At 70.7% G+C, this 22720-nt stretch carries 22 protein-coding genes; 12 read left to right on the top strand and 10 right to left on the bottom strand.

All coding sequences use genetic code 11. The features are described 5' to 3' along the window. Nucleotides 1-382: 382 nt before the first annotated feature. Nucleotides 383-1003, bottom strand: coding sequence for a uridine kinase (locus OG747_RS06635; protein ID WP_405885461.1), 621 nt, complete (start codon nt 1001-1003; stop codon nt 383-385). A gap of 260 nt (nt 1004-1263) precedes the next feature. Here OG747_RS06635 and OG747_RS06630 point away from each other — a divergent pair, with 260 nt between their 5' ends. Beyond that, nucleotides 1264-2634, top strand: a complete 1371-nt coding sequence (locus tag OG747_RS06630) for a peptidase C39 family protein (protein ID WP_405878357.1) — start codon at nt 1264-1266, stop codon at nt 2632-2634. Between the two features lie 35 nt (nt 2635-2669). Here the strand turns inward: OG747_RS06630 and OG747_RS06625 are convergent, their stop codons facing one another. Next, entirely contained in the window at nt 2670-2825 is a 156-nt protein-coding gene (locus OG747_RS06625; RefSeq protein ID WP_405878356.1) for a hypothetical protein, read from the bottom strand. Nucleotides 2826-3163: 338 nt separating this feature from the next. Between OG747_RS06625 and OG747_RS06620 the strand changes: the two genes are divergently transcribed. Continuing rightward, on the top strand, nt 3164-3310 hold the full coding sequence (locus tag OG747_RS06620; protein WP_405878355.1) for an SCO1431 family membrane protein: 147 nt from the start codon (nt 3164-3166) through the stop codon (nt 3308-3310). Between the two features lie 146 nt (nt 3311-3456). Continuing rightward, complete coding sequence (locus OG747_RS06615; RefSeq protein ID WP_405878354.1) at nt 3457-4116, top strand: TetR/AcrR family transcriptional regulator; 660 nt, start codon at nt 3457-3459, stop codon at nt 4114-4116. Nucleotides 4117-4182: 66 nt separating this feature from the next. Here the strand turns inward: OG747_RS06615 and OG747_RS06610 are convergent, their stop codons facing one another. Then, the gene (locus tag OG747_RS06610) at nt 4183-5421 is read right to left on the bottom strand and encodes a glycoside hydrolase family 18 protein (protein ID WP_405878353.1); all 1239 of its coding nucleotides are present in this window, start codon (nt 5419-5421) and stop codon (nt 4183-4185) included. A gap of 333 nt (nt 5422-5754) precedes the next feature. On the opposite strand from OG747_RS06610, the gene OG747_RS06605 reads away from it, so the two are divergent. The 3 genes from OG747_RS06605 to OG747_RS06595 all read left to right on the top strand — a co-directional run bounded on the left by OG747_RS06605 (nt 5755) and on the right by OG747_RS06595 (nt 9604). Then, nucleotides 5755-6927, top strand: coding sequence for an acyl-CoA dehydrogenase family protein (locus OG747_RS06605; RefSeq protein ID WP_405878352.1), 1173 nt, complete (start codon nt 5755-5757; stop codon nt 6925-6927). 421 nt (nt 6928-7348) lie between these two features. Further along, nucleotides 7349-8476 carry a hypothetical protein gene (locus OG747_RS06600; RefSeq protein ID WP_405878351.1) on the top strand — a complete coding sequence of 376 codons (1128 nt, stop codon included), beginning with the start codon at nt 7349-7351 and terminating at the stop codon, nt 8474-8476. Between the two features lie 12 nt (nt 8477-8488). Then, nucleotides 8489-9604, top strand: a complete 1116-nt coding sequence (locus tag OG747_RS06595) for a phosphotransferase family protein (RefSeq protein WP_405878350.1) — start codon at nt 8489-8491, stop codon at nt 9602-9604. Between the two features lie 16 nt (nt 9605-9620). Here the strand turns inward: OG747_RS06595 and OG747_RS06590 are convergent, their stop codons facing one another. Further along, nucleotides 9621-10058, bottom strand: coding sequence for a hypothetical protein (locus OG747_RS06590; protein ID WP_405878349.1), 438 nt, complete (start codon nt 10056-10058; stop codon nt 9621-9623). 267 nt (nt 10059-10325) lie between these two features. Here OG747_RS06590 and OG747_RS06585 point away from each other — a divergent pair, with 267 nt between their 5' ends. The 4 genes from OG747_RS06585 (at nt 10326) to fxsA (ending at nt 14470) form a co-directional block, all read left to right on the top strand. Next, complete coding sequence (locus OG747_RS06585) at nt 10326-10766, top strand: Lrp/AsnC family transcriptional regulator (protein WP_067366187.1); 441 nt, start codon at nt 10326-10328, stop codon at nt 10764-10766. Between the two features lie 47 nt (nt 10767-10813). After that, on the top strand, nt 10814-12436 hold the full coding sequence (locus OG747_RS06580) for an amidohydrolase (protein WP_405878348.1): 1623 nt from the start codon (nt 10814-10816) through the stop codon (nt 12434-12436). Nucleotides 12437-12975: 539 nt separating this feature from the next. Next, on the top strand, nt 12976-13770 hold the full coding sequence (locus OG747_RS06575; RefSeq protein ID WP_405878347.1) for a polyprenol monophosphomannose synthase: 795 nt from the start codon (nt 12976-12978) through the stop codon (nt 13768-13770). A 121-nt stretch (nt 13771-13891) separates the two neighbouring features. Continuing rightward, nucleotides 13892-14470 (top strand): FxsA family membrane protein, encoded by a 579-nt coding sequence (fxsA, locus tag OG747_RS06570; protein ID WP_405878346.1) that lies wholly within the window; start codon nt 13892-13894, stop codon nt 14468-14470. 256 nt (nt 14471-14726) lie between these two features. Here the strand turns inward: fxsA and OG747_RS06565 are convergent, their stop codons facing one another. The 4 genes from OG747_RS06565 to OG747_RS06550 form a co-directional block, all read right to left on the bottom strand. Next, nucleotides 14727-15101, bottom strand: a complete 375-nt coding sequence (locus OG747_RS06565) for an RNA polymerase-binding protein RbpA (protein WP_003977404.1) — start codon at nt 15099-15101, stop codon at nt 14727-14729. Nucleotides 15102-15356: 255 nt separating this feature from the next. Beyond that, on the bottom strand, nt 15357-16706 hold the full coding sequence (locus OG747_RS06560; RefSeq protein ID WP_405878345.1) for an MFS transporter: 1350 nt from the start codon (nt 16704-16706) through the stop codon (nt 15357-15359). Nucleotides 16707-16748: 42 nt separating this feature from the next. Continuing rightward, the gene (locus OG747_RS06555; protein WP_405878344.1) at nt 16749-17516 is read right to left on the bottom strand and encodes a glycerophosphodiester phosphodiesterase; all 768 of its coding nucleotides are present in this window, start codon (nt 17514-17516) and stop codon (nt 16749-16751) included. Continuing rightward, nucleotides 17513-18301 carry a YitT family protein gene (locus tag OG747_RS06550; RefSeq protein ID WP_405878343.1) on the bottom strand — a complete coding sequence of 263 codons (789 nt, stop codon included), beginning with the start codon at nt 18299-18301 and terminating at the stop codon, nt 17513-17515. Before OG747_RS06550 ends, OG747_RS06555 begins: the two co-directional genes overlap by 4 nt. Before the next feature lie 59 nt (nt 18302-18360). Between OG747_RS06550 and OG747_RS06545 the strand changes: the two genes are divergently transcribed. Next, nucleotides 18361-19860 carry a PLP-dependent aminotransferase family protein gene (locus tag OG747_RS06545; protein WP_405878342.1) on the top strand — a complete coding sequence of 500 codons (1500 nt, stop codon included), beginning with the start codon at nt 18361-18363 and terminating at the stop codon, nt 19858-19860. Nucleotides 19861-19969: 109 nt separating this feature from the next. On the opposite strand, the gene OG747_RS06540 is transcribed toward OG747_RS06545, so the two are convergent. Together OG747_RS06540 and OG747_RS06535 are read right to left on the bottom strand one after the other, a co-directional pair. Beyond that, on the bottom strand, nt 19970-21529 hold the full coding sequence (locus tag OG747_RS06540; protein ID WP_405878341.1) for a hypothetical protein: 1560 nt from the start codon (nt 21527-21529) through the stop codon (nt 19970-19972). A 37-nt stretch (nt 21530-21566) separates the two neighbouring features. Beyond that, entirely contained in the window at nt 21567-21761 is a 195-nt protein-coding gene (locus OG747_RS06535; RefSeq protein ID WP_405878340.1) for a hypothetical protein, read from the bottom strand. A gap of 305 nt (nt 21762-22066) precedes the next feature. Between OG747_RS06535 and OG747_RS06530 the strand changes: the two genes are divergently transcribed. Next, nucleotides 22067-22459 (top strand): ankyrin repeat domain-containing protein, encoded by a 393-nt coding sequence (locus tag OG747_RS06530; protein ID WP_405878339.1) that lies wholly within the window; start codon nt 22067-22069, stop codon nt 22457-22459. Nucleotides 22460-22720 lie beyond the last annotated feature (261 nt).

Raw genomic sequence — 22720 nt, 5'->3', positions numbered from 1 at the left:
TCGGCAGCTTTGGTCGAACCCCTGTGCCGCGGACGGGAGTTGCGCCGGTGCGCAGAGCAGCCGTCCGAAGGTCGCACCGAGAGGCATCGTACCTGCGCCGCATACGCGGGCCGAAGGGTGCCGCACGCCTCGTTCCACGAGGTGGGAGCAGATGGGGCGCACTTCACTCGGTGACCGAGGGTGAGCGAATGACGGCGCGCGGCGCCCGAAAAGAAAGGATGTGGGCAGAACGAAGCCCCCGATCACGGGGGAACAACCGGGGGCTTCGCGTTTGCGGGTGGCCTCGAAAGGCCGCACATTGAGAACGTAAGTCCTGTACGGCCCCCGGGTCAAGCCGAGTTGAAGTGGTGAGGGAACTTCCCCCGCAGGGGTCTTCACAAGTTCAGCACATTGCGGATGGTCCGTCACCGTGCGTGATGAAGTGGTCCGGTCCAACGGCCCCAGCAGGCCCGGAAACCACCTCGTATCCCTCGGAACACTGCCGCACCAGAAGATCGGCGAAGGGCCTCGAGGGATCCTGGACGAAATGCCGACGCTCCGCGGCGACCCACCCGGCCCAGAACGCGCTCAGGGCCTCGCCGTCCCGCCGCCGCCCGCGCGTCCAGGCCTCGTCGTGCGGCAGCTCCATCCACAGCAGTCGCGCCAGATACGGGCGCAGCGCACGGCGGCCGGCGCCGACGCCCTCCAGCAGGATCACGGGTGCGGGCGGCAGCTCGCACACGGGACCGAAGGCGCGAGCGGTCCAGTCGTACGGGGCATAGCGCGCCGTTTCGCCTCGACTCAGCGGCTCGACCACCTGACGCAGCAGCCGGCCGGTCCAGGCGAAGAGCTCCTCGTGCGTCGCGATGTCGTCGAGGTGCAGCACGGGTGCGCCGCCGAGCGCCCCGGCCAGCCGTCCGGCGAAGGTGGTCTTCCCGGAGCCGGCGTGCCCGTCGACCCCGATCAGGCGCACGGGTCCGCAGGAGGGCGGCAGCCCGCGCAGGCGCGAGGCGAGGTCGTGAATCACGGTTCCCGAGGTGCGGTGAGGTGCGGGCGCAGCCACCCGGCGGGTACATCTGCCCGGCGGGCACATGTACCCCTGTACGGGGAACACTCTAGTGGCGGTCGGCGCGCCCTCGCCGAAACCGAGGCATCGCAGGTCATGCCAGTGGTCTCGACCCATATTGGTGAGCGCGGCACGGGCCGAAGTGCTGGCAGGAGCCCGCTTCCGCCGTCCATAGTGGGGAACCTCCGCTTCCGGACGAACGGGAGGGTCCCCCACCCATGACCAGAGCTTCAGAGCCGTCCCGCAGAACCCTCCTGGCCGCGGCGGTCGCCGCGGCGGCGACCGGTACCGCCGGTCCGGCCGCCGCGGCCGCGGCCACCCCGGCGGGAGCGGCCGGAGCGCCCGCGTCAGCGCGGTCGTCCCTCGTGGACAACCGCGCCTGGACCTCGTACTCCGACTGGCGCAGCGGCACCGCGAACGGCACGCGGGCCCTCGCGGGCCTGCGTCCGGGCCTGGCGATCGCGGCTTTGGCCGGCACCGCGGACTACACCGATCCACACACCGGAAAGACCGCCACCTGGGAGTACGCGACCTGGACCTCCCCGGTCCACCGGCTCACCGCCCCTGCCACCGAAGCCGTCGCCTCCTGGAACGCGCACACCCCGGCGGGCACCTGGCTCCAGGTCGAGCTGACGGGCACGTACTCCGACGGCACGGACACCCCCTGGTACGTGATGGGCCGCTGGGCGTCCGGCGACCAGGACATCAAGCGGACCTCCGTCGACGATCAGAAGGACGGCAAGAGCGGTATCTGGACGGACACCTTCGCGATCGACGACGCGGCTTCGGGCCTGCGCCTCGTCTCGTACCGGCTGCGGCTGACCCTGTACCGCACCCCGGGCTCCGGGATCACGCCCACCGTGTGGCGGCTCGGCGCGATGGGCTCCGACATCCCCGACCGCTTCACCGTCCCGGCCTCCACGCCCGGCCTCGCCCGTGAGCTGACGGTCCCGCGCTACTCGCAGGAGATCCACGCGGGCCAGTACCCCGAGTACGACAACGGCGGCGAGGCCTGGTGCAGCCCCACCTCCTCGCAGATGATCATCGAGTACTGGGGCCGCAAGCCCACGGCGGAGCAACTCGCCTGGACGAACCCGGACTTCGCCGACCCGCAGGTGTGCCACGCGGCCCGCTTCACCTACGACTACCAGTACGCCGGCTGCGGCAACTGGCCCTTCAACGCCGCGTACGCGGCGACGTACAAGGACCTGCAGGGTGTGGTGACCCGCCTCGGCTCGCTCACCGACCTGGAGACGCTGATCGCCGCCGGCATCCCGGCCATAACGTCGCAGTCGTTCCTCAAGTCCGAGCTGACAGGGGCGGGTTACGGCACCTCGGGGCATCTCATGACCGTCATCGGCTTCACCGCGGACGGCGATGTGATCGCGGGCGACCCCGCCGCGCCGAGCGACGAGGCCGTGCGCCGCGTCTATCCGCGGCGCGAGTGGGAGAACATCTGGCTCCGTACCAAGCGGTACAACGTCTCGGGGAAGGTGGTCTCCGGCACGGGCGGGGTCTGCTACCTGTACTTCCCGGCGCATCCGTCGGCGCGGCAGCGCGAGGCGCTCGAGGCGGTGGGTATCCGGTGAGCAGGGGGCGGTCCCCGAAAGGGCCGTCCCCGCGCTCAGCTCTGCACCGGGTTGACCACCCGGTCCGGGTGATTCGGTATCGGCGGGGTCTTCGGGCCGTACAGCCACGGGTGCAGGAAACCGTCGAGGTCCTCGGTGACCTTGACCGTGAAGGGCTTGCCCCGGTCGAGGGCCTTCGCCGGGGTGATCACCAGTTCTCCCCCGCTCTCGGCTTCGCTCGAGCGGGGGGACCCCCATGAACGGGAGGTACCCCCATCGTCGCGCACGGCCGTGGCGGTCGTCCCGCTCACGGTCACCGTGTGCAGGGTGTTGCCACACTGTCCTGTGAGGAGACGCACAATTCCGACGCACCGTTGCGGAAAACGCGGGGATTCGAAGGTGGTCGAAGCGTCCGGCGTGTCCCGTCGAGGTGTCCGGCGTGACCAAGGTCCTACCGCTGAAACCCGTTCCGGTGGCAAGGTGGTCGGGTCGGTGGGGAGCCGATGGGATGCGGGGGGATGCCACCGCACCACTACGTGAGCGAGAAGCCATGACCGCGACCTCCGCCACCGCCACCCGACTCCGCGCCCGTACCGGCGGCCCGAAGGACGACGGCCCCAAGATCCTCGAACACGTAGTGGGCTGGACCTTCGTCGTGGTCCTCGCGATGCTCGTCACCCAGCTCGGCCTGCTGTGAGCTGAGTCCTCGGCCCGCTGAGCCGATCTTTCCGAGGACGGCCCGCCAGAAGACGATCCTGTCGGTCGACCAGAGTCGAACGAGCAGGTGGTATCGGTCTGCCATACTGCCAACGTCCCGCTGGCAGTCGGAGACTAGGGCCGGAATTGAATCATAGTCAACAGCGCGCCGTCGACCGCCCCCGGGCGCGCGGCACCGATCGCTCTCTGGCGCGCCGCGCCGAACTCATCGCCATCGGACGGAAGTTGTTCGCCGACACGTCGTACGACGCGCTGTCGATGGACGACATCGCACGACAGGCGCATGTCGCCAAAGGGCTGATCTACTACTACTTCAAGTCCAAGCGCGGCTACTACCTCGCGATCGTCGAGGACTCGGTCGCGGACCTGATCTCCCGTGCGGCCCACGGCCTCGAACTGCCCCCGGTCGAGCGGGTGCACCGCACCATCGACGGCTATCTGCGCTATGCCGAGCACAACCAGGCCGCGTACCGCACGATCATCACCGGCGGAGTCGGCTTCGACACCGAGGTGCAGGCCATCCGGGAGGGCGTGCGCGAGGTCATCGTCGAGACCATCGCCGAAGGGGCGTACGGCAGGCGCAAGATCGCGCCGCTGCCCCGCATGGCGCTGCTCGGCTGGCTCTACAGCGTCGAGGGCGCGACCCTCGACTGGATCGGCCAGCAGACCCTGACGCGCGAGACGATGCGCGAACTGCTGGTGAAGATGCTGGGTGGCGCGATGCGGGCGGTCGAGGAGCTCGACTCCTCCTACCGGGCCCCGGGGCCCGCCCGCCGGGACGTCTGAACGAGGGGCGGGGCAACCGCACCCCCGCCCCGACTCACCTACGGAATCGGTTGGTTGACAGATCGGCTAGTTGATCGCCTTGATCAGTTCACCGTTCGAGGTGTCACCACTGAGCTCCCAGAAGAAGGTGCCGCCCAGGCCCTGCTGGTTCTTGTACGTCATCTTCCCCGCGATGGTCGACGGGGTGTCGTAACTCCACCAGTTGGTACCGCACTTGGCGTACGCGGTGCCGCCGACCGTGCCCGTCGCCGGGCACTTGGTCTTGAGCACCTTGTAGTCGTCGATGCCCTGCTCGTACGTTCCCGTCGCCGGGCCGGTGGCCGTGCCGCCGGGGGCCGCCTGGGTGACGCCGGTCCAGCCGCGCCCGTAGAAGCCGATGCCCAGCAGCAGTTTCGAGGCCGGAATGCCGAGGCCCTTGAGTTTCGCGATGGTGGCGGAGGTGTAGTAGCCCGCCTTCGGGATGCCGGTGTACGAGTTCAGCGGTGAGTGCGGAGCCGTGGGGCCGGCCGTGTCCCAGGCGCCGAAGAAGTCGTACGTCATCGGGTTGTACCAGTCGACGTACTGCGCCGCGCCCGCGTAGTCCGCCGCGTCGATCTTGCCGCCCGCGGTGGCGTCGGCCGTGATCGCCGCGGTGACCAGGTTGCCGGAGCCGAACTTCGCCCGCAGCGCCGCCATCAGGTTCTTGAAGGCCGCCTTGCCGCTGGTGTCACAGGTGTTGCCACAGGCGTTCGGGTACTCCCAGTCGATGTCGATGCCGTCGAAGACGTCCGCCCACTTGGAGTTCTCGACGAGGTCGTAACAGGACTGTGCGAACGCGGCAGGGTTCTTGGCCGCCTCACCGAAACCGTTCGACCAGGTCCAGCCACCGAAGGACCAGAGGACCTTGAGGTTCGGGTGCTTCTTCTTCAGCTTGCGCAGCTGGTTGAAGTTGCCCCGCAGGGGCTGGTCCCAGGTGTCGGCGACGCCGTCCACCGACTGGTCGGCGGTGTACGCCTTGTCGGTCGCCGCGTACGCGTCGCCCATCGCGCACTTGCCACCGGTGACGTTGCCGAAGGCGTAGTTGATGTGGGTGAGTTTGGCGGCCGAGCCGGAGGTCTCGATGTTCTTGACGTGATAGTTCCGGTCGTAGACGCCCCATTCGGTGAAATAGCCGACGACCTTGGAACCGGCGGCGGTGGCCTGGGCGGTGCCGGACTCCGTGGCCGTCGCGGTTCCGGCGCCCGCCAGCAGCCCCGCGCCGAGGACGGCACAACAGGCGGCGGACAGGAGCGCCCGGAGGGCGCGGGGACGGTGCGGACTGAGCATCGGGTGTCTCCTCGTGGGGGAGAGGGAAACGCGCACTCTTTGGCATGAACGCGGTGAGACGCTGACGGAACAGTAGGAGGACTAGACCAGTGCGTCAATGGTTCGGACCAATTGGGTAGGTGGTCGGGTCGATTCCCCATTTCTTTTAGTAAGCGGTCGTTAACCGGTGACGCGGTGACTCCGAACGGGCATACTCACAGCGCCACAGCCGCTGATCAGGCCGTTCTCCACCCCAAAACGGCAGCATCGGCTGGGCCAGGTGAGACCCGGCGAAGCGGCCCCACCCCAAGGCGCGCGTTCGTCGATGTGCCCGACAGGGAGGAGAGCGTCGCCATGCCTGACCGCGCCCCGCAGCCGGTGGACCGCCGACTGCCCACGGACGAGGCCCGCGATCTGATCTCGCTCGTCCGTGACATCGCGCAGCGCGAGATCGCCCCGAAGGCGGCGGAGGGGGAGGACGCCGGACACTTCCCGCGCGAGATCTTCCGGCTGCTCTCGGAATCCGGACTGCTCGGACTGCCGTACGCATCCGAGTACGGTGGCGGCGACCAGCCGTACGAGGTCTACCTCCAGGTCCTCGAGGAGCTCGCCGCGGCCCGCCTCACCGTCGGCCTCGGCGTCAGCGTGCACTCGCTCTCCTGCCACGCCCTCGCGAACTACGGCACCAAGGAGCAGCAGGCCGATCATCTGCCCGCGATGCTCGGCGGCGGTCTCCTCGGCGCGTACTGCCTCTCCGAGCCGTCCTCCGGTTCGGACGCCGCCTCGCTGCGGACGAAAGCCGTGCGGGACGGAGACCATTGGATGATCACGGGCACCAAGGCCTGGATCACGCACGGCGGAGTCGCCGACTTCTACACCGTGCTCGCGCGCAGCGGCGGCGAGGGCCCGCGCGGGATCACCGCCTTCCTGGTGCCCGGCGATGCCGAGGGGCTGAGCGCGGCCGCGCCCGAGAAGAAGATGGGTATGAAGGGCTCGCCCACCGCGCAGGTTCACTTCGACGGCGTACGCGTGTCCGACGACCGGCGCATCGGCGACGAGGGCCAGGGCTTCGCGATCGCCCTCTCGGCGCTCGACTCCGGGCGGCTCGGCATCGCGGCCTGTGCGATCGGTGTCGCCCAGGCGGCGCTCGACGAGGCCGTCGCGTACGCCACCGGGCGCGAGCAGTTCGGCCGGCCGATCTCCGACTTCCAGGGGCTGCGCTTCATGCTCGCGGACATGGCGACGCAGATCGAGGCGGGCCGGGCGCTCTACCTGGCCGCGGCACGGCTGCGCGACGCGGGGCGGCCGTTCTCCAAGCAGGCGGCCATGGCCAAGCTCCTGTGCACGGACACCGCGATGAAGGTCACCACGGACGCCGTCCAGGTGCTCGGCGGATACGGCTACACCGCGGACTTCCCGGTCGAGCGCTATATGCGCGAGGCCAAGGTGCTGCAGATCGTCGAGGGCACCAATCAGATCCAGCGGATGGTCATCGCCCGTCACCTCGCGGGTCCGGAGTCACACTGAACTGCCCGTAGCCGTACGGAATCGACGGCGCCGTCAGCCGGACCCACTCCGGGTCGTGGCGCCCCGGGAGCGTGCGCCCGCGATCGGCCCAGGTGCGGATCAGGGCGCGGTAGATGGGGGGATCCTGGGGCGCCGGCGGGGGCGGCGCCTGCCGAACCGATTCTGCCGGAGCCGGGACGAAGATCCGGCGCGGCTGCCCGGTCGCTGAATAGGTGGGGGTCATACCGAGGCAACGCGCGGGCGGGTGGGCAGGTCACCCACCCGCGTAATCGAGCGTGGGTTCACGACGGGCCCGTACGGGGGGCGCTCGGAGGTGCGGGCGTCTGGCCCCGGGGCGCCGTCTGACGTACCGTCAACTGGCGCCGCCGGGGGCCGCACCCCTCCTGGGGCGTCAACTGCCGTGCGCCCAGGGAGGCCTGCCGTGTCCGACGACCGCCCCGTCGCCCTCGACGAGTACCCCGTGCACCAGGTGCCGCTGTCCATGAAGCACCTCGCGACCGGAGACCGGAACGCGTACGACCGCTGCATCTTCCACGTCTTCGACCACCAGGGCCGGGCGCTGCTGATCCTGGGGCTCGGCGTTTATCCGAACGTCGGAGTGATCGACGCGTACGCCACCCTGCGGCTCGGCGACCAACTGCACGCGGTACGGGCGTCGGACGCGCTGGGGGACGACCGGATGGACCTGGCCGTCGGCCCGCTCCGCATCCTCGTCGAGAGGCCCCTCAAGGAGTTCGTGCTGAGCTGCGCGGCCGATCCCGCCGACCCCGGCGGACTGTCGTACGAGATCACCTGGGCGGCGGACTTCCCGGCGCTGTGGGAGCCGCACCACCTCCAGCGGCGAGGTGGCCGGCTCACGCTCGAGGGCAGGCGCTTCGTGCAGGCGGGACACTGCGAGGGCTGGATCCGCGTCGGCGGCGAGGAGATACGCCTGGCCCGCGGCCGCTGGACCGGCACCCGCGACCGCAGCTGGGGCGTGCGCCCGATGCCGGGGGAGGAGGGCGGCCGGCTCGCGCACGAGAACCCGACGGAGGGCTTCCACTGGCTGTGGTGCCCGGTCCGGTTCGAGGACCGGTTCGTGATGGTCGTCGTCCAGGAGGACGCCGATGGCTACCGGTCGCTCAACGACGCCACACTCGTACGCGACGGGGAGCGCGACCTCCAACTCGGCTGGCCCCAGGCCGACATCAGCTATCGCTCCGGCACCCGCCATCCCACGTCCGCGGTCATCCACCTCACTCGTCCAGGTGACCGTAAGCCCATGGAGCTGGGCGTGGAGGTGCTCACTTCCTCCCCGCTCGCGGTCGGCGCGGGCTATCCGCCCGCCGACGACTGGCAGCACGGCACCTGGCGCGGCCGCGGCTGGAGCGACCGCCGCGTCTACGACCTCTCCGACCCGGCCGCGCATCCCCGGGCCGCGTACGGGGTGATCGACCACGCGGCCCGCTGCACGCTGGACGGGCAGGTCGGCCACGGGATCTTCGAACACGGCTCGTCCGGCCGCCACGACCCGAGCGGCTTCACCGCATTCGACTCGGTCGCGCCCTGAAGGAGGAGCGGGATGGCCACGGCACCGCGCCCGCGCACGACCACCCGCGACCCGGAGGAACTGGCCCGCCGGCTGACCGCCTGGCTCGCCACGCACCTCCCCGGTGCCAAGGCGGTCGACGTGACCGTCCCCGAGTCCAACGGCATGTCCAGCGAGACCCTGCTCTTCGACATCGAGCACCCCGAACCACCCTCCCCCATCGCCTGCGCGTTGAGGCTGGCGGCGGACCCGGCGGCGTACACCGTCTTCCCCGTCTACGACCTGCCCCGGCAGTACCGCACGATGAGTCTCGTCGCCGCACGCAGCGATCTCCCCGTGCCGCGGGTGCTGTGGCTGGAGGAGGACCCCGGGCCGCTCGGGGCGCCGTTCTTCGTCATGGAGCGGGTCGAGGGGCGCGTACCGCCGGACGTCATGCCCTACACGTACGAGGGAAATTGGCTGCACGCGGCGAGCGACCGGGAACGCGAGCACCTGGAGGCGGCCTCCGTCGGGCTCCTCGCCCGGCTGCACGACCAAGTCCCGCCCAGAGAAGCGGACTTCTTGACCCTCCCGGGTGAAGGAAGCCCGCTACATCGCCATGTCGAGGCCCAACGCGCCTACTACGAATGGGTGGTTGACGGTCTGTCGCGCTCACCCCTGATCGAGAGCGCCTTCGACCGGCTCGACGAGCTGTGGCCGCGCGACGAGGGCGAGGCGGTGCTCAGCTGGGGCGACGCGCGCATCGGGAACGTCGTCTACGACGGGTTCGACCCCGCGGCCGTCCTCGACTGGGAGATGGCGGCCCTGGCCCCGCGCGAGGTCGACCTCGGCTGGACGATCTATCTGCACCGCTTCTTCCAGGACCTCACCGTGGGCTTCGGGCAGCGCGGACTGCCCGGCTTCCTGCGGCGCGACCGTGTCGAGCGGCGCTATGCCGAACTCACCGGCCACACGCCCCGGGACATGGACTTCCACACGCTGTACGCGGCGCTGCGGCACGCGATCGTCATGCTGCGCGTCGCCTACCGCCAGGTGCACTTCGGCGAGGTCGCCGTCCCGCGGGACCCGGACACACTGATTCTGCACCACGGCAGTCTGCGCGCCATGGTGCAGGGCAGCTACTGGGAGGGACCGGAGGCCGGTCGCTGAGCGCGCGAGGGCCGGTTCAGGCTGCCTGGCCGCGCATCTCGGGGACCCGCATCGGGCGCGAGCCCGGGCCGCCCACGTGCGAGAACGGCTGGGTCCGCCAGTCGAGGCCCTGAGGGAGCGTCAACAGGAGGGCCGTGTCCTGCTCTTGGAGTTCCGTCGACTCGTCCGCGGGCCGGGCGTCGGCCGCGGCGCGGCCCGTACCGGCGCAGACCGTGAGCCCGAACGGGTTCCACGGCGAGGCGCACAGCGCGTGCTCGGGCAGGATCGCCTCGTCCGCGAGGAGCGCGATGGGCTGGGCGCAGTCCGGGCAGATCACCCGGTACATCTCGAAGGTGTCGTAGGCGTCGAGCTCTTCACCGTCGACGGCGTCCGGTTCGACGCCCTCCGGCTCGGGCTCGACGACGAGCTGGGGCCGCTTGGACGCGGTACGACCAGGGCGCTTAAGACTCTGCATGGGATTCTCCCCCTCGGGTGGGCCGACAAGGCGCTGCGGCCTCGACCACAGCAAGCATTTCCCGTCCCGTCTCTGCGGTAATCACGAGAACATCACGGACCCGGTTGTAGTGCTGTGTTGTTCGTCACATGCCGCCCGCAGATGCCCGGCCCGGTGGATTTGTCCCCCGAGCGGCTCACAGCCCGCTCTCACCCACATCACAAACCGGGTATGACCTGCGCCGCTGAGGTATCCGAGGGGATCAAGGGCCCTGTAGGTTCTTGCGCCATGGAGGAGCTGGACCGACAGATTGTGCAGCTGCTCGTCGCAGACGGGCGGATGAGCTACACCGACCTGGGCAAGGCTACCGGCCTGTCCACGTCCGCCGTGCATCAGCGGGTGCGCCGGCTCGAACAGCGCGGCGTCATCCGCGGCTATGCCGCCGTCGTGGACCCGGAGGCCGTCGGGCTGCCCATGACCGCCTTCATCTCGGTGAAGCCGTTCGACCCGAGCGCCCCGGACGACATCGCGGAACGCCTTGCGGGCGTGCCCGAGATCGAGGCCTGCCACAGCGTCGCGGGCGACGAGAACTACATCCTCAAAGTACGGGTCTCCACCCCGCACGAACTGGAGGAGCTCCTCGCCCGCCTGCGCACCCTGGCGGGTGTGTCGACCCGTACGACGGTGGTGCTGTCGACGCCGTACGAGGCGCGGCCGCCCCGCATCTGACCCACCCGGGCACCGACCGGCCGTCGGCAGGCGCGAGACTGTTTCCCATGAGTGAGAGCACCGCCTGGTCGGACACCGTGCTGCTGCGCGGTGGAGAAGTCCACAGCCCCGCCGATCCCTTCGCCACCGCGATGGTCGTCGAACGCGGGCAGATCGCCTGGGTCGGCTCGGAAGGCGCGGCCGACGCCTTCGCCGACGGGGTCGCCGAGGTCGTGGACCTGGAAGGCGCGCTGGTCACCCCGGCGTTCACCGACGCGCACGTGCACACCACCGCCACCGGGCTCGCGCTCACCGGCCTCGACCTGTCCGACGCGCCCTCCCTGGAAGCGGCCCTCGCGCTCGTGCGCGACTTCGCCGGCGCCCGTCCCGCCGACCGGGTGCTGCTCGGCCACGGCTGGGACGCGGCCCGCTGGCCCGGCGGACGCCCCCCGACGCGCGCCGAACTGGACGAGGCGACCGGCGGCCGTCCGCTCTACCTCTCCCGCATCGACGTGCACTCGGCCGTCGTCACCACGGCCCTGCTCGACCTGGTTCCCGGCATCACCGAGCGCGCCGGATTCCAGGACGGCCCGCTGACCCGGGACGCCCACCACGCGGTACGCGCCGCCGCGCTCGGCGCCGTCACCCCGGCCCAGCGCACCGAGGCCCAGCGCGCCGCGCTCGCCCACGCCGCCTCGCTCGGCATCGGCTCCGTGCACGAGTGCGCGGGCCCGGAGATCTCCTCCGAGGACGACTTCACCGGGCTGCTGCGGCTCGCCGCGGAGGAAGCGGGGCCCCGGGTCGTCGGCTACTGGGCCGAGCAGGCCGAAGAAGGCGTGGCGAGGGCCCGGGAGCTGGGTGCGATCGGCGCCGCAGGCGACCTCTTCGTCGACGGCTCCCTCGGCTCGTACACCGCCTGCCTCCACCAGCCGTACGCCGACGCCGACCACACCGGCACCGCCTACCTGGACGCCGCCGCGGTCGCCGCGCATGTGGTGGCCTGCACCGAGGCGGGCCTCCAGGCGGGCTTCCACGCCATCGGGGACGCCGCCGTGGCCGCCGTGGTCGAAGGCGTCCGCGCCGCCGCCGAGAAGGTCGGCCTGGCCCGCGTGCGCGCTGCCCGGCATCGCGTCGAGCATGCCGAGATGCTCACGCCGCAAACCGTCGCCGGCTTCGCCGAACTCGGCCTCACCGCCTCCGTGCAGCCCGCCTTCGACGCGCTGTGGGGCGGCGAGGACGGCATGTACGCCCAGCGCCTGGGCGTCGAGCGGGCCCGTACCCTCAACCCCTTCGCGGCCCTGCTGCGCACCGGCGTACCGCTCGCCTTCGGCTCCGACAGCCCCGTCACCCCCCTCGACCCGTGGGGCACCGTGCGCGCCGCCGCCTTCCACCGCACGCCGGAGCACCGGGTGTCCGTGCGCGCCGCGTTCACGGCGCATACGCGCGGCGGATGGCGGGCGATCGGACGGGACGACGCGGGTGTCCTGGTGCCGGGCGCACCCGCCGACTATGCCGTGTGGCGCACCGAGGAGCTGGTCGTACAGGCCCCCGACGACCGGGTCGCCCGCTGGTCCACCGACCCTCGTTCCGGTACCCCCGGACTGCCGGATCTGAGCCCCGGAGGCGACCTGCCCGTGTGCCTGCGCACGGTCGTCGGAGGCCGGACGGTCTTCGTACGGCCGGGCGAGTGATCTCGCGGGGTGGCGAGGCGGTGATCGCCTTCGGCCGCCCTGTCGTGCGACCTGCGCATCCTCCGCGCTGACCTGGTGAGGGGGCGAAAACCCACAGGTCAGACGAGTGTTGACAGCTGGCGGCAAGGGGCCGGTAGGTTCGGCCGGGTCCACCACCGGACGTCCGACCGGAGAACTTCCAGGCAGTCGCCGGAGCGCCGCTGGGTCAGGGGTGGTGTGCCGCACCGGCGCACCACCACTGGGAGCCAGGCTCAGCGCCGGTGCCACGGCGATGGAACGTTCACGCCTGTCGGAAGGGTGTGACCCGGGTGGGGCCCGGACGTCCAGTAGACAACGGCTTTCGGTCGACCCGCAGCCAGCGGGTCCCAGGTCGGCCCGAAGGGCGCCGGGCCCCGATCCGCAGTACGGTGCTCCGGCGCGGCGGGCACGCTCTTACCCGGCTCTTGCCGAATCGACACCCCCGTACTAACGCGCGGACGTTTCAGTGCAGGCTGCGGCCACTATGGTGGACCCCTGCATACGAACATGAAGGGGCAGTAGTGAACGACGGCGACGGGACCCTCGCGGCAGAAGCCCAGGGGGGGCGGTTCGGCCCGCTCGGCACGGCCTTGGTGATCATCCCGACCTACAACGAGGCGGAGAACATCAAGAAGATCGTCGGCCGGGTGCGAGCCTCGGTGCCCGATGCACACGTTCTGGTGGCGGACGACAACAGCCCGGACGGCACGGGCAAGCTCGCCGACGAGCTGGCCGCCGAGGACGACCACGTCCAGGTGCTGCACCGCAAGGGCAAGGAAGGCCTGGGCGCCGCGTATCTCGCGGGCTTCGGCTGGGGCCTTGAGCACGGCTACGGCGTCCTCGTCGAGATGGACGCCGACGGCTCGCACCAGCCGGAGGAACTGCCCCGGCTGCTGACCGCCCTCAAGGGTGCCGACCTCGTGCTGGGGTCGCGCTGGGTGCCGGGCGGGCGGGTCGTGAACTGGCCCAAGTCCCGCGAGTTCATCTCGCGCGGCGGCAGCATGTACTCCCGGCTCATGCTCGGCGTGCCGATCCGGGACGTCACCGGAGGCTTCCGCGCCTTCCGCCGCGAGACCCTCGAAGGCCTCGGGCTCAGTGAAGTCGCGTCCCAGGGGTACTGCTTTCAGGTGGATCTGGCCCGGCGTGCCGTCAAGGCGGGCTTCCACGTCGTCGAGGTGCCCATCACCTTCGTCGAGCGGGAGCTCGGCGACTCCAAGATGAGCCGCGACATCCTCGTGGAGGCGTTGTGGCGGGTCACCACGTGGGGCGTGCGGGAGCGGGTCGGCCGGATCACCGGCCGAAAGCCCAGGTCCTAGGAGCGCTTCGGGCGTGAGGGGGCGGGCCGGCCGGGCCCGCCCCCTCACACCAGTTCACTCCACAGCTACGGCTGATCATCCGCTTATCCCATACTGAGCTGTGCCCAGGCACACTGGGTGCATGACGACTGGCGCACCGACTCCCACGTACCCCGCCCGGCCGCGGCGATCCCGGCTGCGCACGTTCCTGCCGCTCGGCATCGCCGCCTGGCTGGTGCTGGAGATCTGGCTGCTGACCGTGGTCGCGGGCGCGACGAGCGGTTTCACGGTGTTCCTGCTGCTGGTCGCCGGTTTCATCCTGGGCTCCGTGGTCATCAAGCGGGCCGGCCGCCGTGCCTTCCGCAACCTCACCGAGACCCTGCAACAGCAGCAGAGCGGAGTGGCCCCCACGAGCGGGGGTGGCAACGGCAACGGGCTGATGATGCTCGGCGGTCTCCTCCTGATGATCCCCGGCCTCGTCTCCGACGCCCTGGGCCTGCTTCTGCTGATCCCGCCGGTCCAGAAGGCCCTGAGCCGGTACGCCGAGCGCACCATCGAACGCAAGCTCCGCGAGGCCGCGCCCGGCACAGTCGGGGACGCCTTCCAGCAGGCCCGCATCCACCGCCCCGACGGCAAGGTCGTCCAGGGCGAGGTCATCAGGGACGAGGGCCCCCAGGGCCCGGCAGCGGAGCAGGGCCCGCGCCCGCCACTGAATCGCTGACCCTGGCCGACCGGGCGCGCATCTCCAGCCCGTCCGGCGTTCGAGGACGGGCCCGAAGGGCGAAGCGGGGTCTGGGGCGGCAGCCCCAGGGCCGGTCACCCCATCACCCGGCACCGCACCACAACCGCGCCGGCGAACCACCCTCCCCTGCCACACCGCCGCGCGCCCAACGCACAGAGCCGCGGGCCCCGTACAAGTGACGTACGGTGCTCGCGGCTGCGTGCGTGCGTGGTATGCCGCCCAACCCCCGGAGGGGCTACGCGGACTTGCGGCTGTCCCGCGGATGCACCGCGATGTTCATCGCGCCGGAGCGCAGAACGGCCAGGCGCTCCTCGAGGACCTCTTCGAGCTCCTCTCGGGTGCGCCGCTCCATCAGCATGTCCCAATGCGTACGCGCGGGCTTGGCCTTCTTTTCCTCAGGGCCGTCGCCGTCCACCAGGAGTGCCTGGGCCCCGCAGACCTTGCACTCCCACTCCGGCGGGATCTCCGCCTCGACCGAGAAGGGCATCTCAAACCGGTGCCCCTTCTCGCATGCGTACTCCACGGCCTGGCGCGGGGCCAGGTCGATGCCGCGGTCCGTCTCGTAGCTGGTCACCACGAGGCGCGTGCCGCGAAGAGCTCGCTCACTCATGAATCGTGCCTCCCGGGCTTGTCGCCCACAGGACAGGTGTCGCTGTCGTCGTCATCCGGTCAACGTCCGGTCGGCGGTAAAGATTCCCGTTCAGGGTCATGCGTCGCCGTCGTAGCCGCCCCTTGTTGTACCCACCGGCGCCCGGTTTGTCACATCTGACAGCAGATGTCACCCAACGCTTCCATATCATTGACGCGCAGTAACGGTACGCCTGGCAGGCCAAACGCGTACACTACCGGCCTTTGGCCTCAGGTGCTAAATCCTGTCCGGCACGGGATTGCCCGCGTCGTGCACTGCCCGCCGCACCGGAACCCTCGCCAGCAGCACGAATCCGATGACGAAGAAGGCCACGAGCGAGATGATCGCGTCCCGATAACTTCCCGTCAGCTGATAGGTCAAACCGAACAGAAGCGGGCCGAGCCAGCTCATGCCCCGGTCGCTCATCTCGTACGCGGAGAAGTACTCGGCCTCTTTCCCGCTCGGCACGAGATGCGAGAACAGGGAGCGCGACAGTGCCTGGCTGCCGCCCAGGACCAGGCCGATCCCGGCGGCCAGGACGAAGAACCAGAAAGGCGCGCCCGCCGGCAGGAAGTACCCGGCGCCGAGCGTCACCGTCCAGGCGACGAGCGAGCCGAGAATGGTGCGCTTCGCGCCGTACGTCCGCGCCAGCCGCCCCATGCCCAGGGCGCCCCCGATCGCGAGCACCTGCACCAGCAGCACCGCGACGATCAGCGTCGACTGGCTCAGGCCCAGCTCCTCCGACCCGTACACCGACGCCTGTGAGATGACCGTCTGGATGCCGTCGTTGTAGATGAGATACGCGAACAGGAAGGCCAGTGTGAGCGGTTTGCCCCGCATGTCCCGAACGGTGGCCGCCAGTTGCCGCCATCCGTGCCCGGGCGCCCGGCCCGCGGCTTCCGTGGGGCGGTCCCGCAACCGCTTCAGCGGTACGAGGGTGAAGGCGCCCCACCAGATGCCCGCCGAGGCCAGACAGATGCGGACGGCCGTCGATTCGGAGACGCCGAAGGTGTCGTGGGCCGTGTACAGGATCAGGTTCACGACCAGCATCAGCGAGCCCGCGGCGTAGCCGAAGGCCCAGCCGCGGGACGAGACCGCGTCGCGCTCCTCGGGAGGGGCGATCTGCGGCAGGTAGGAGTTGTAGAGGACCATTGACACGGCCACCGAGGCATTGGCGACGATCAGTAGGAGACCGCCGAGCAGATAGCGGTCGCCGTGCAGGAAGAACATGCCCGTGGTGGCCGCGGCTCCCAGATAGGCGCAGACCGCGAGCAGCGGTTTCTTGCGGCCGGTGCGGTCGGCGGCCGCGCCCGCCATCGGCATCACGAAGATCGACAGGATGACGGACGCCGAGACCGCGTAGGCGAAGAAGGAGCCGGCGCGGACCGGGACACCCAGGGGGTGCACAAAACCGTCCGCGTCCGCCGCGTGCTTGGCGACGGACGTCAGATAAGGACCCAGGAACACGGTGAGCACGCTCGTCGAATAGACGGAGCACGCCCAGTCGTAGAAGTACCAGCCGCGCTGCTCGCGCCGCCGCTCGGCAACCTCGTCGGTCACCCCTGCCCACACGGTTTCGGTGTCCACCCGTGCCCCTCGCTTCCCGCTGGACGGACCGCGCGAGAGGGCTCAGACCCAGGTGCCCCGGTCCTCCAGGACCCTGCGCAGCGTGTTGATGTGATCGGTCATGATGCCATCGACTCCCAGGTCGAGGAGCCGGTGCATGCGATCGGGTTCATTGACCGTCCAGACGTGGATCTGCAGGCCGCGGGCGTGGGCGGCGCGTACGAAGCGCCGGTCGACCACCGGCACACCCGACTGGGACTCGGGCACCTGGGCGGCGATCGCCGAGTCGCGCAGCGCGGCCGGGATGCCGTACGAGCGCAGCCGCAGCCCCACGACGCCCTTGGTGCCGTACGAGGTGGCCAGGCGGGGTCCGGCCAGGCGCTGGGCGCGGAAGACCCGCGCCTCGGAGAACGAGCCGACGCAGACGCGGTCCCAGGCGTCGGTGCGGCCGATGAGGTTCAGCAGGGGGTGGAGGGCGGGCTCGGCCTTGACGTCGACGTTCCAGCGCACCTCGGGAAAGGTTTCGAGGAGCTCTTCGAAGAGCGGCACCGGTTCTTTGCCCGCCACGCGCGCGTGGCGCACGTCTTCCCAGGGGAGGTCCGCGATCCGGCCCGCGCCGTCCGTCACCCGGTCGAGGGTCGCGTCGTGGAAGGCGACGAGTCTGCCGTCCGCCGTCGCGTGCACATCCGTCTCGATGTAGCGGTAGCCCGCCTCCACCGCGCGGTGGAACTGGGCGACGGTGTTCTCCAGGCCGTCCGCCGCACCGCCGCGATGGGCGAAGGCGATCGGGCCGGGGTGGTCGAGGTACGGGTGGCGTATGCGCGGGCTCACCCTGGAAGTATCGCTCGCTCCGGTTGACCGGCGGCAACGACGGTGCTGCCGCCCGGTGCCGGGCGGGCGGCGAACACGCGCAGGAAGAGCTGGGCGAGCGGCCCGATCGCGACGGCGTACAGCACCGTGCCGATGCCGACCGTGCCGCCGAGCGCGAAGCCGGTCGCGACGACGGCGACTTCGAGGAGGGTGCGCACGAGGCGGATCGAGCGGCCCGTACGCCGGTGCAGACCTGCCATCAGGCCATCGCGCGGCCCCGTACCGAAGCCGGCCGAGATGTAGAGGCCCGTCGCCACGCCGTTCAGCACGATGCCCGCCACGAGCAGCGGAATCCGTAGGGCCAGGGTGTGCGCGTCCGGGACCAGGGCGAGGGTGCCGTCCATGGCGATGCCGACCACGAACACGTTCGAGACCGTGCCGAGGCCGGGGCGCTGCCGCAGCGGAATCCACAGGAGCAGCACCGCCGCACCCACGATGATCGACACCACACCGATCGTCAGACCGGTCAGCTCGGCGAGCCCCTGGTGCAGCACGTTCCAGGGCTCCAGACCGAGGCCCGACTCCACGAGCAGGGCGGAGCTCGCCCCGTACAGCGCGAGGCCGACATAGAGCCGGACGAGGCGAAGCGGGAGCCGCCGCTCGGATTCCTTACGCAGGGGGTCGGAGGGTTCGGCGGGTAGGGATTCGGCGCGTGCGGACAAGAGGTGCCCCCCTGTGGTGGTGGAACTCCGGCGGTGAACCGCGGCGGTGCCCCGTGGTGGTGACAGTGGCCTGGCTCGTGACATTCTGTGGCTTGGCAGGAGGCGCCATCCAAGGCCAATCCGAGGAAGGTGGACTGGGAATCATGACGCACTGGACTTCGGCGGTGGGGGCCGCGCAGCTCGCCCGGCTGCTCAACTCCCAGCAGGAACGCCCCGCGGGGCCCGGCACCCGGCGTCCGCCCGCCTATCGGGCGCTCGCCGACGGTGTTCGGCTGCTCGTGCTCGAAGGCCGGGTGCCGGTGGCCGCCCGGCTGCCCGCCGAGCGGGAGCTCGCGCTGTCCCTGTCCGTCAGCCGTACGACGGTCGCCGCGGCCTACGAGGCACTGCGCAGCGAGGGGTTCCTGGAGTCGCGCAGGGGAGCGGGCAGCTGGACCGCCGTTCCCGCCGGGAACCCGTTGCCCGCGCGTGGCCTGGAACCGCTGCCGCCCGAGGCGCTCGGCTCGATGATCGACCTCGGCTGCGCGTCGCTGCCCGCGCCCGAACCGTGGCTCACCCGTGCCGTGCAGGGCGCCCTGGAGGAACTGCCGCCGTACGCGCACACGCACGGCGACTATCCGGCGGGGCTGCCCGCGCTGCGCGCGATGATCGCCGAGGGGTACACGGCGCGAGGCATCCCGACCATGCCCGAGCAGATCATGGTCACGACGGGCGCGATGGGGGCGATCGACGCGATCTGTCACCTCTTCGCGGGGCGCGGCGAACGCATCGCCGTCGAGTCGCCGTCGTACGCCAACATCCTCCAGTTGATGCGGGCGGCGGGCGCCCGGCTGGTACCCGTCGCCATGGCCGAGGGACTGGCCGGCTGGGACATGGACCGCTGGCGGCAGGTCCTGCGGGACGCCGCGCCCCGGCTGGCGTACGTCGTCGCCGACTTCCACAACCCGACGGGGGCCCTCGCGGACGAGGACCAGCGCCGACGCCTGGTGGACGCCGCGAGGTCGGCGGGGACCGTGCTCGTGGTCGACGAGACGATGAGCGAGGTGTATTTGGAGGAGGGGTTGGAGATGCCGCGTCCCGTGTGCGGCTTCGACCCCGCAGGGTCCACGGTCATCACCGTCGGGTCGGCCAGCAAGGCGTTCTGGGCGGGCATGCGGATCGGGTGGGTCCGCGCGGCCCCCGACGTGATCCGCAGCCTCGTCTCCGCGCGCGCGTACGCCGACCTCGGGACGCCCGTACTGGAGCAGCTGGCGGTGAACTGGCTGTTCAGCACCGGGGGGTGGGAGCAAGCAGTGGAGATCCGGCGCGGGCAGGGCCGGGAGAACCGGGACGCGCTCGTCGCCGCCCTGCGCCGTGAGCTGCCCGACTGGGAGTTCTCGGTTCCGCAGGGCGGGCTGACGCTGTGGGTTCGCACCGGCGGGCTGTCCGGCTCGCGGATCGCCGAGGCGGGCGAACGGGTGGGGGTACGCGTGCCCTCCGGGCCGCGGTTCGGCGTCGACGGGGCCTTCGAGGGGTATGTGCGGCTGCCGTTCACCGTGGGGGGTGCGGTGGCGGAGGAGGCGGCGGTGCGGTTGGCCGCGGCGGCGCGGTCGGTGGAGACGGGGGCCAACGGCGGTAACGAGGCGCCGCGCACGTTCGTGGCTTAGCGGTCCGTGTCCCACCCACCTGCGGCAGACGAACCACCCGGGGAGCTGGGGGCGGAGCCCCCAGGTGTGGGACGGGACGGGTAGGGGCGGCGGGGCGGAACAAATCCGCCTAGCCCTCGGCCACCGCCGCCTCCACGGGGAGCGGCCCCGCATCAGCCGGAGTCGTCCGCTCCGGAAGGAGGTCGAGGACCGCCCGCCGGTGGGTCTCGCTCGTCGCGTCGTCGTAGGGGTCCGGCGTAGCCGGCACCTGGAGCCGCAGGACGGGCCCGGTGCCCAGTCGGGCGTACCCGCGGCCGGGCGGCACGTCCCGGGTCGGAGTGGTGTGCGGCGGTGCGCCCAGGACGGTTTCCAGCTGGGCCGGGGACGCGGGACCGAGGACCACGCGCGCGCGGGTGTGCTGGTGTACGGCATCGCTGAGCGCGTCGAGGTCGTCGAACTGCTCGGCGATGACGACCGTGACGCCCGCCGCGCGCCCGTGGCGGAGCGGGACCTGAAGGAGGGCCTGGGGATCGTTGCGGCCGTCGGCTGCCGCGAAGTGCCCGAGCGCGCTCGGCCGGTCGAGCAGGATCCACAGGGGGTTCTTCGTGTCGTCCGGGGCGGGGTGACCCGCTTGACGTGCACGGTTGGCGGCGATCAGGCGTCGTTCCGTCTCGTGCGCGGCCCACTCCAGACTCGCGAGCGCCCCGGCGAGTCCGGACTCGACGGCGAGGACGCCGTCCCGGCCGGTCAGGCACGCGTACTCGCCGGTGCCACCGCCCTCGACGATGACGACATCGCCGTACTGAAGGGCCTGGAGGGCGATGGAGCGCACCAGCGTGCTCGTGCCGCTGCCCGGCTCGCCCGCGATCAGCAGGTGCGGCTCGGTGGAGCGGATGCCGGTGCGCCAGACGACCGGCGGAACGTCGCGTTGTTCCTCACCGTAGGTGAGGGGAAGGGTGCGCTGGACATCGGCGGGATCGGTGAAGCCGAGGACCGTCTCACCGGGCGCGGTGACGAAGCGCTGGGCGGCGATGTCGACGGGGAGCGGCGGGAGGACGGTGACGGTGAGCTCGTTGCCCTCCTCGTGCCAGTCGAAGTGGTACTCGCGGCCTCGGCCGGACTTGGCGTGCAGCAGTTGTTCGATCCGGGTACGGGACTCCGCCTCGCCGTCCGTGAAGTAAGGCGGGTAGCGGATGAGGAGTCGGGAGACGCGTCCGTCGTCGTCGAAGTCGTGCGTGGGGAAGGCTTTCTCCCAGTCGCCGCCGTGGGAGTAGAGGGGGTCCGGGTCCTCGGCCACCGAGAAGTACGGGACCAGGGACTCATAGAGCGACTGGAGGCGCTGGATCTGCGACTCGTCGGGGCCCGCGGGCCCCGACGAGTCGCGGTCCCGTCCGGTCCATGCCGCCGCCGCCATCAGCGTGATGGCGGCGAGCAGCGGGCCGTACGGCACCAGCGCCACGACCAGGATCGCCGAGGCCACCAGGAACAGCAGCGGCCCGCGCCGGTCCTTGGGGGTGTCGGCCCACTTGCGCCGACCGGCACCTGCCAGCCGGCGCAGTCCACGGGAGATCGTGATCAGTGGGTGGAGGACGTCGGTGGTGCTGTCGGCTGCCGTCCGGGCCAGCTCCCGGCTTCGGGCGATCTGCGCGGTGCCGTTGCTGAGGATGCGGGGGAGAGGGCGCCGGGCCACTGCTGTCTCCTGGAAGTGCGTGCGATGGGCAGGGGTGTCAGAACTTGATCCCGCCGAGGAGGCTCGCCAGGCTCTCCCCGCCCGCCTTGATACTCGGCGCGATGGCCGTGCTGGCGAGGTAGAAGCCGAAGAGCGAGGACACCGTGGCGTGCGACGCCTTGAGTCCGTCCTTGCGGAAGAAGAGGAAGACGATGATGCCGAGCAGGACGACACCTGAGATGGACAGAATCATTTGTGCTCTCCTGGTTCTTGGGGGCAGTCACCATGAGTTGTTCCAGGATCACAGCATGTATCCATACGATAAAAGGTGCAACTGGGTGAAATTCAACTGATTTCACCCGGTCGGCGGAGTCGTCCCGGGCTCCCTGATCAGGTCTGTTGTCTCCTGTTGCCTCTTGTGGGGCCTGGGGTGATCCTTGCCTCGGTCGGCGCCGGTCATGTGCCGTCGGAGCCAGTACGCTGGCGAATCACCCGTACGGCTGCACTTCCCGCTGTCGCACGTCGTTGCTGTTGTCCTTGTGAGAGGTGGTCCGGCCGATGAGTGAAGCCCCCGACCCCGAAGTCGTGGAACTGGCGACCAAGATCTTCGATCTGGCGCGCCGAGGCGAGACCGAGTCGCTCGTGGCGTACGTCGACGCGGGCGTTCCGGCCAACCTCACCAACGACCGCGGCGACTCTCTCGTGATGCTCGCCGCGTACCACGGCCACGCCGAGGCGGTGCGCGCCCTGCTGGAGCGCGGCGCCGAGGCCGACCGCATCAACGACCGAGGCCAGACCCCGCTCGCCGGGGCCGTCTTCAAGGGCGAGGAGGCGGTCATCCGCGCGCTCCTGGACGCCGACGCCGACCCGGCCGCGGGCACTCCCTCGGCCGTGGACACGGCCCGGATGTTCGGCAAGACGGAACTGCTGGAATTGTTCGGCGCGCACTGATCCGAACACGCTGACCAGGCACAACACGGAAAACGGGGGAGGCGGTACGGGGCCGCCGGAAATACGGTCGCGGCAAGAAGAACTGCCGAGTCATCATGACGTCGTGATTCACGGACGCGATGGCTGGGCAGGTGTTGCCGCACCGCGCGGGCCGTGACGCGGCCCGCATGGGCCACCGACGAGAGGCAGAGGAAGATGGTCTACAGCAAGCAAGAAACGGCGGGCGCTCCGACGTGTTGTCACGCGGCCAGGTAATGCAGG

The organism is Streptomyces sp. NBC_01384, from assembly GCF_045040035.1.
In the GTDB taxonomy this organism is placed as follows: domain Bacteria; phylum Actinomycetota; class Actinomycetes; order Streptomycetales; family Streptomycetaceae; genus Streptomyces.
This window is presented reverse-complemented; position numbering and strand designations above follow the sequence as displayed.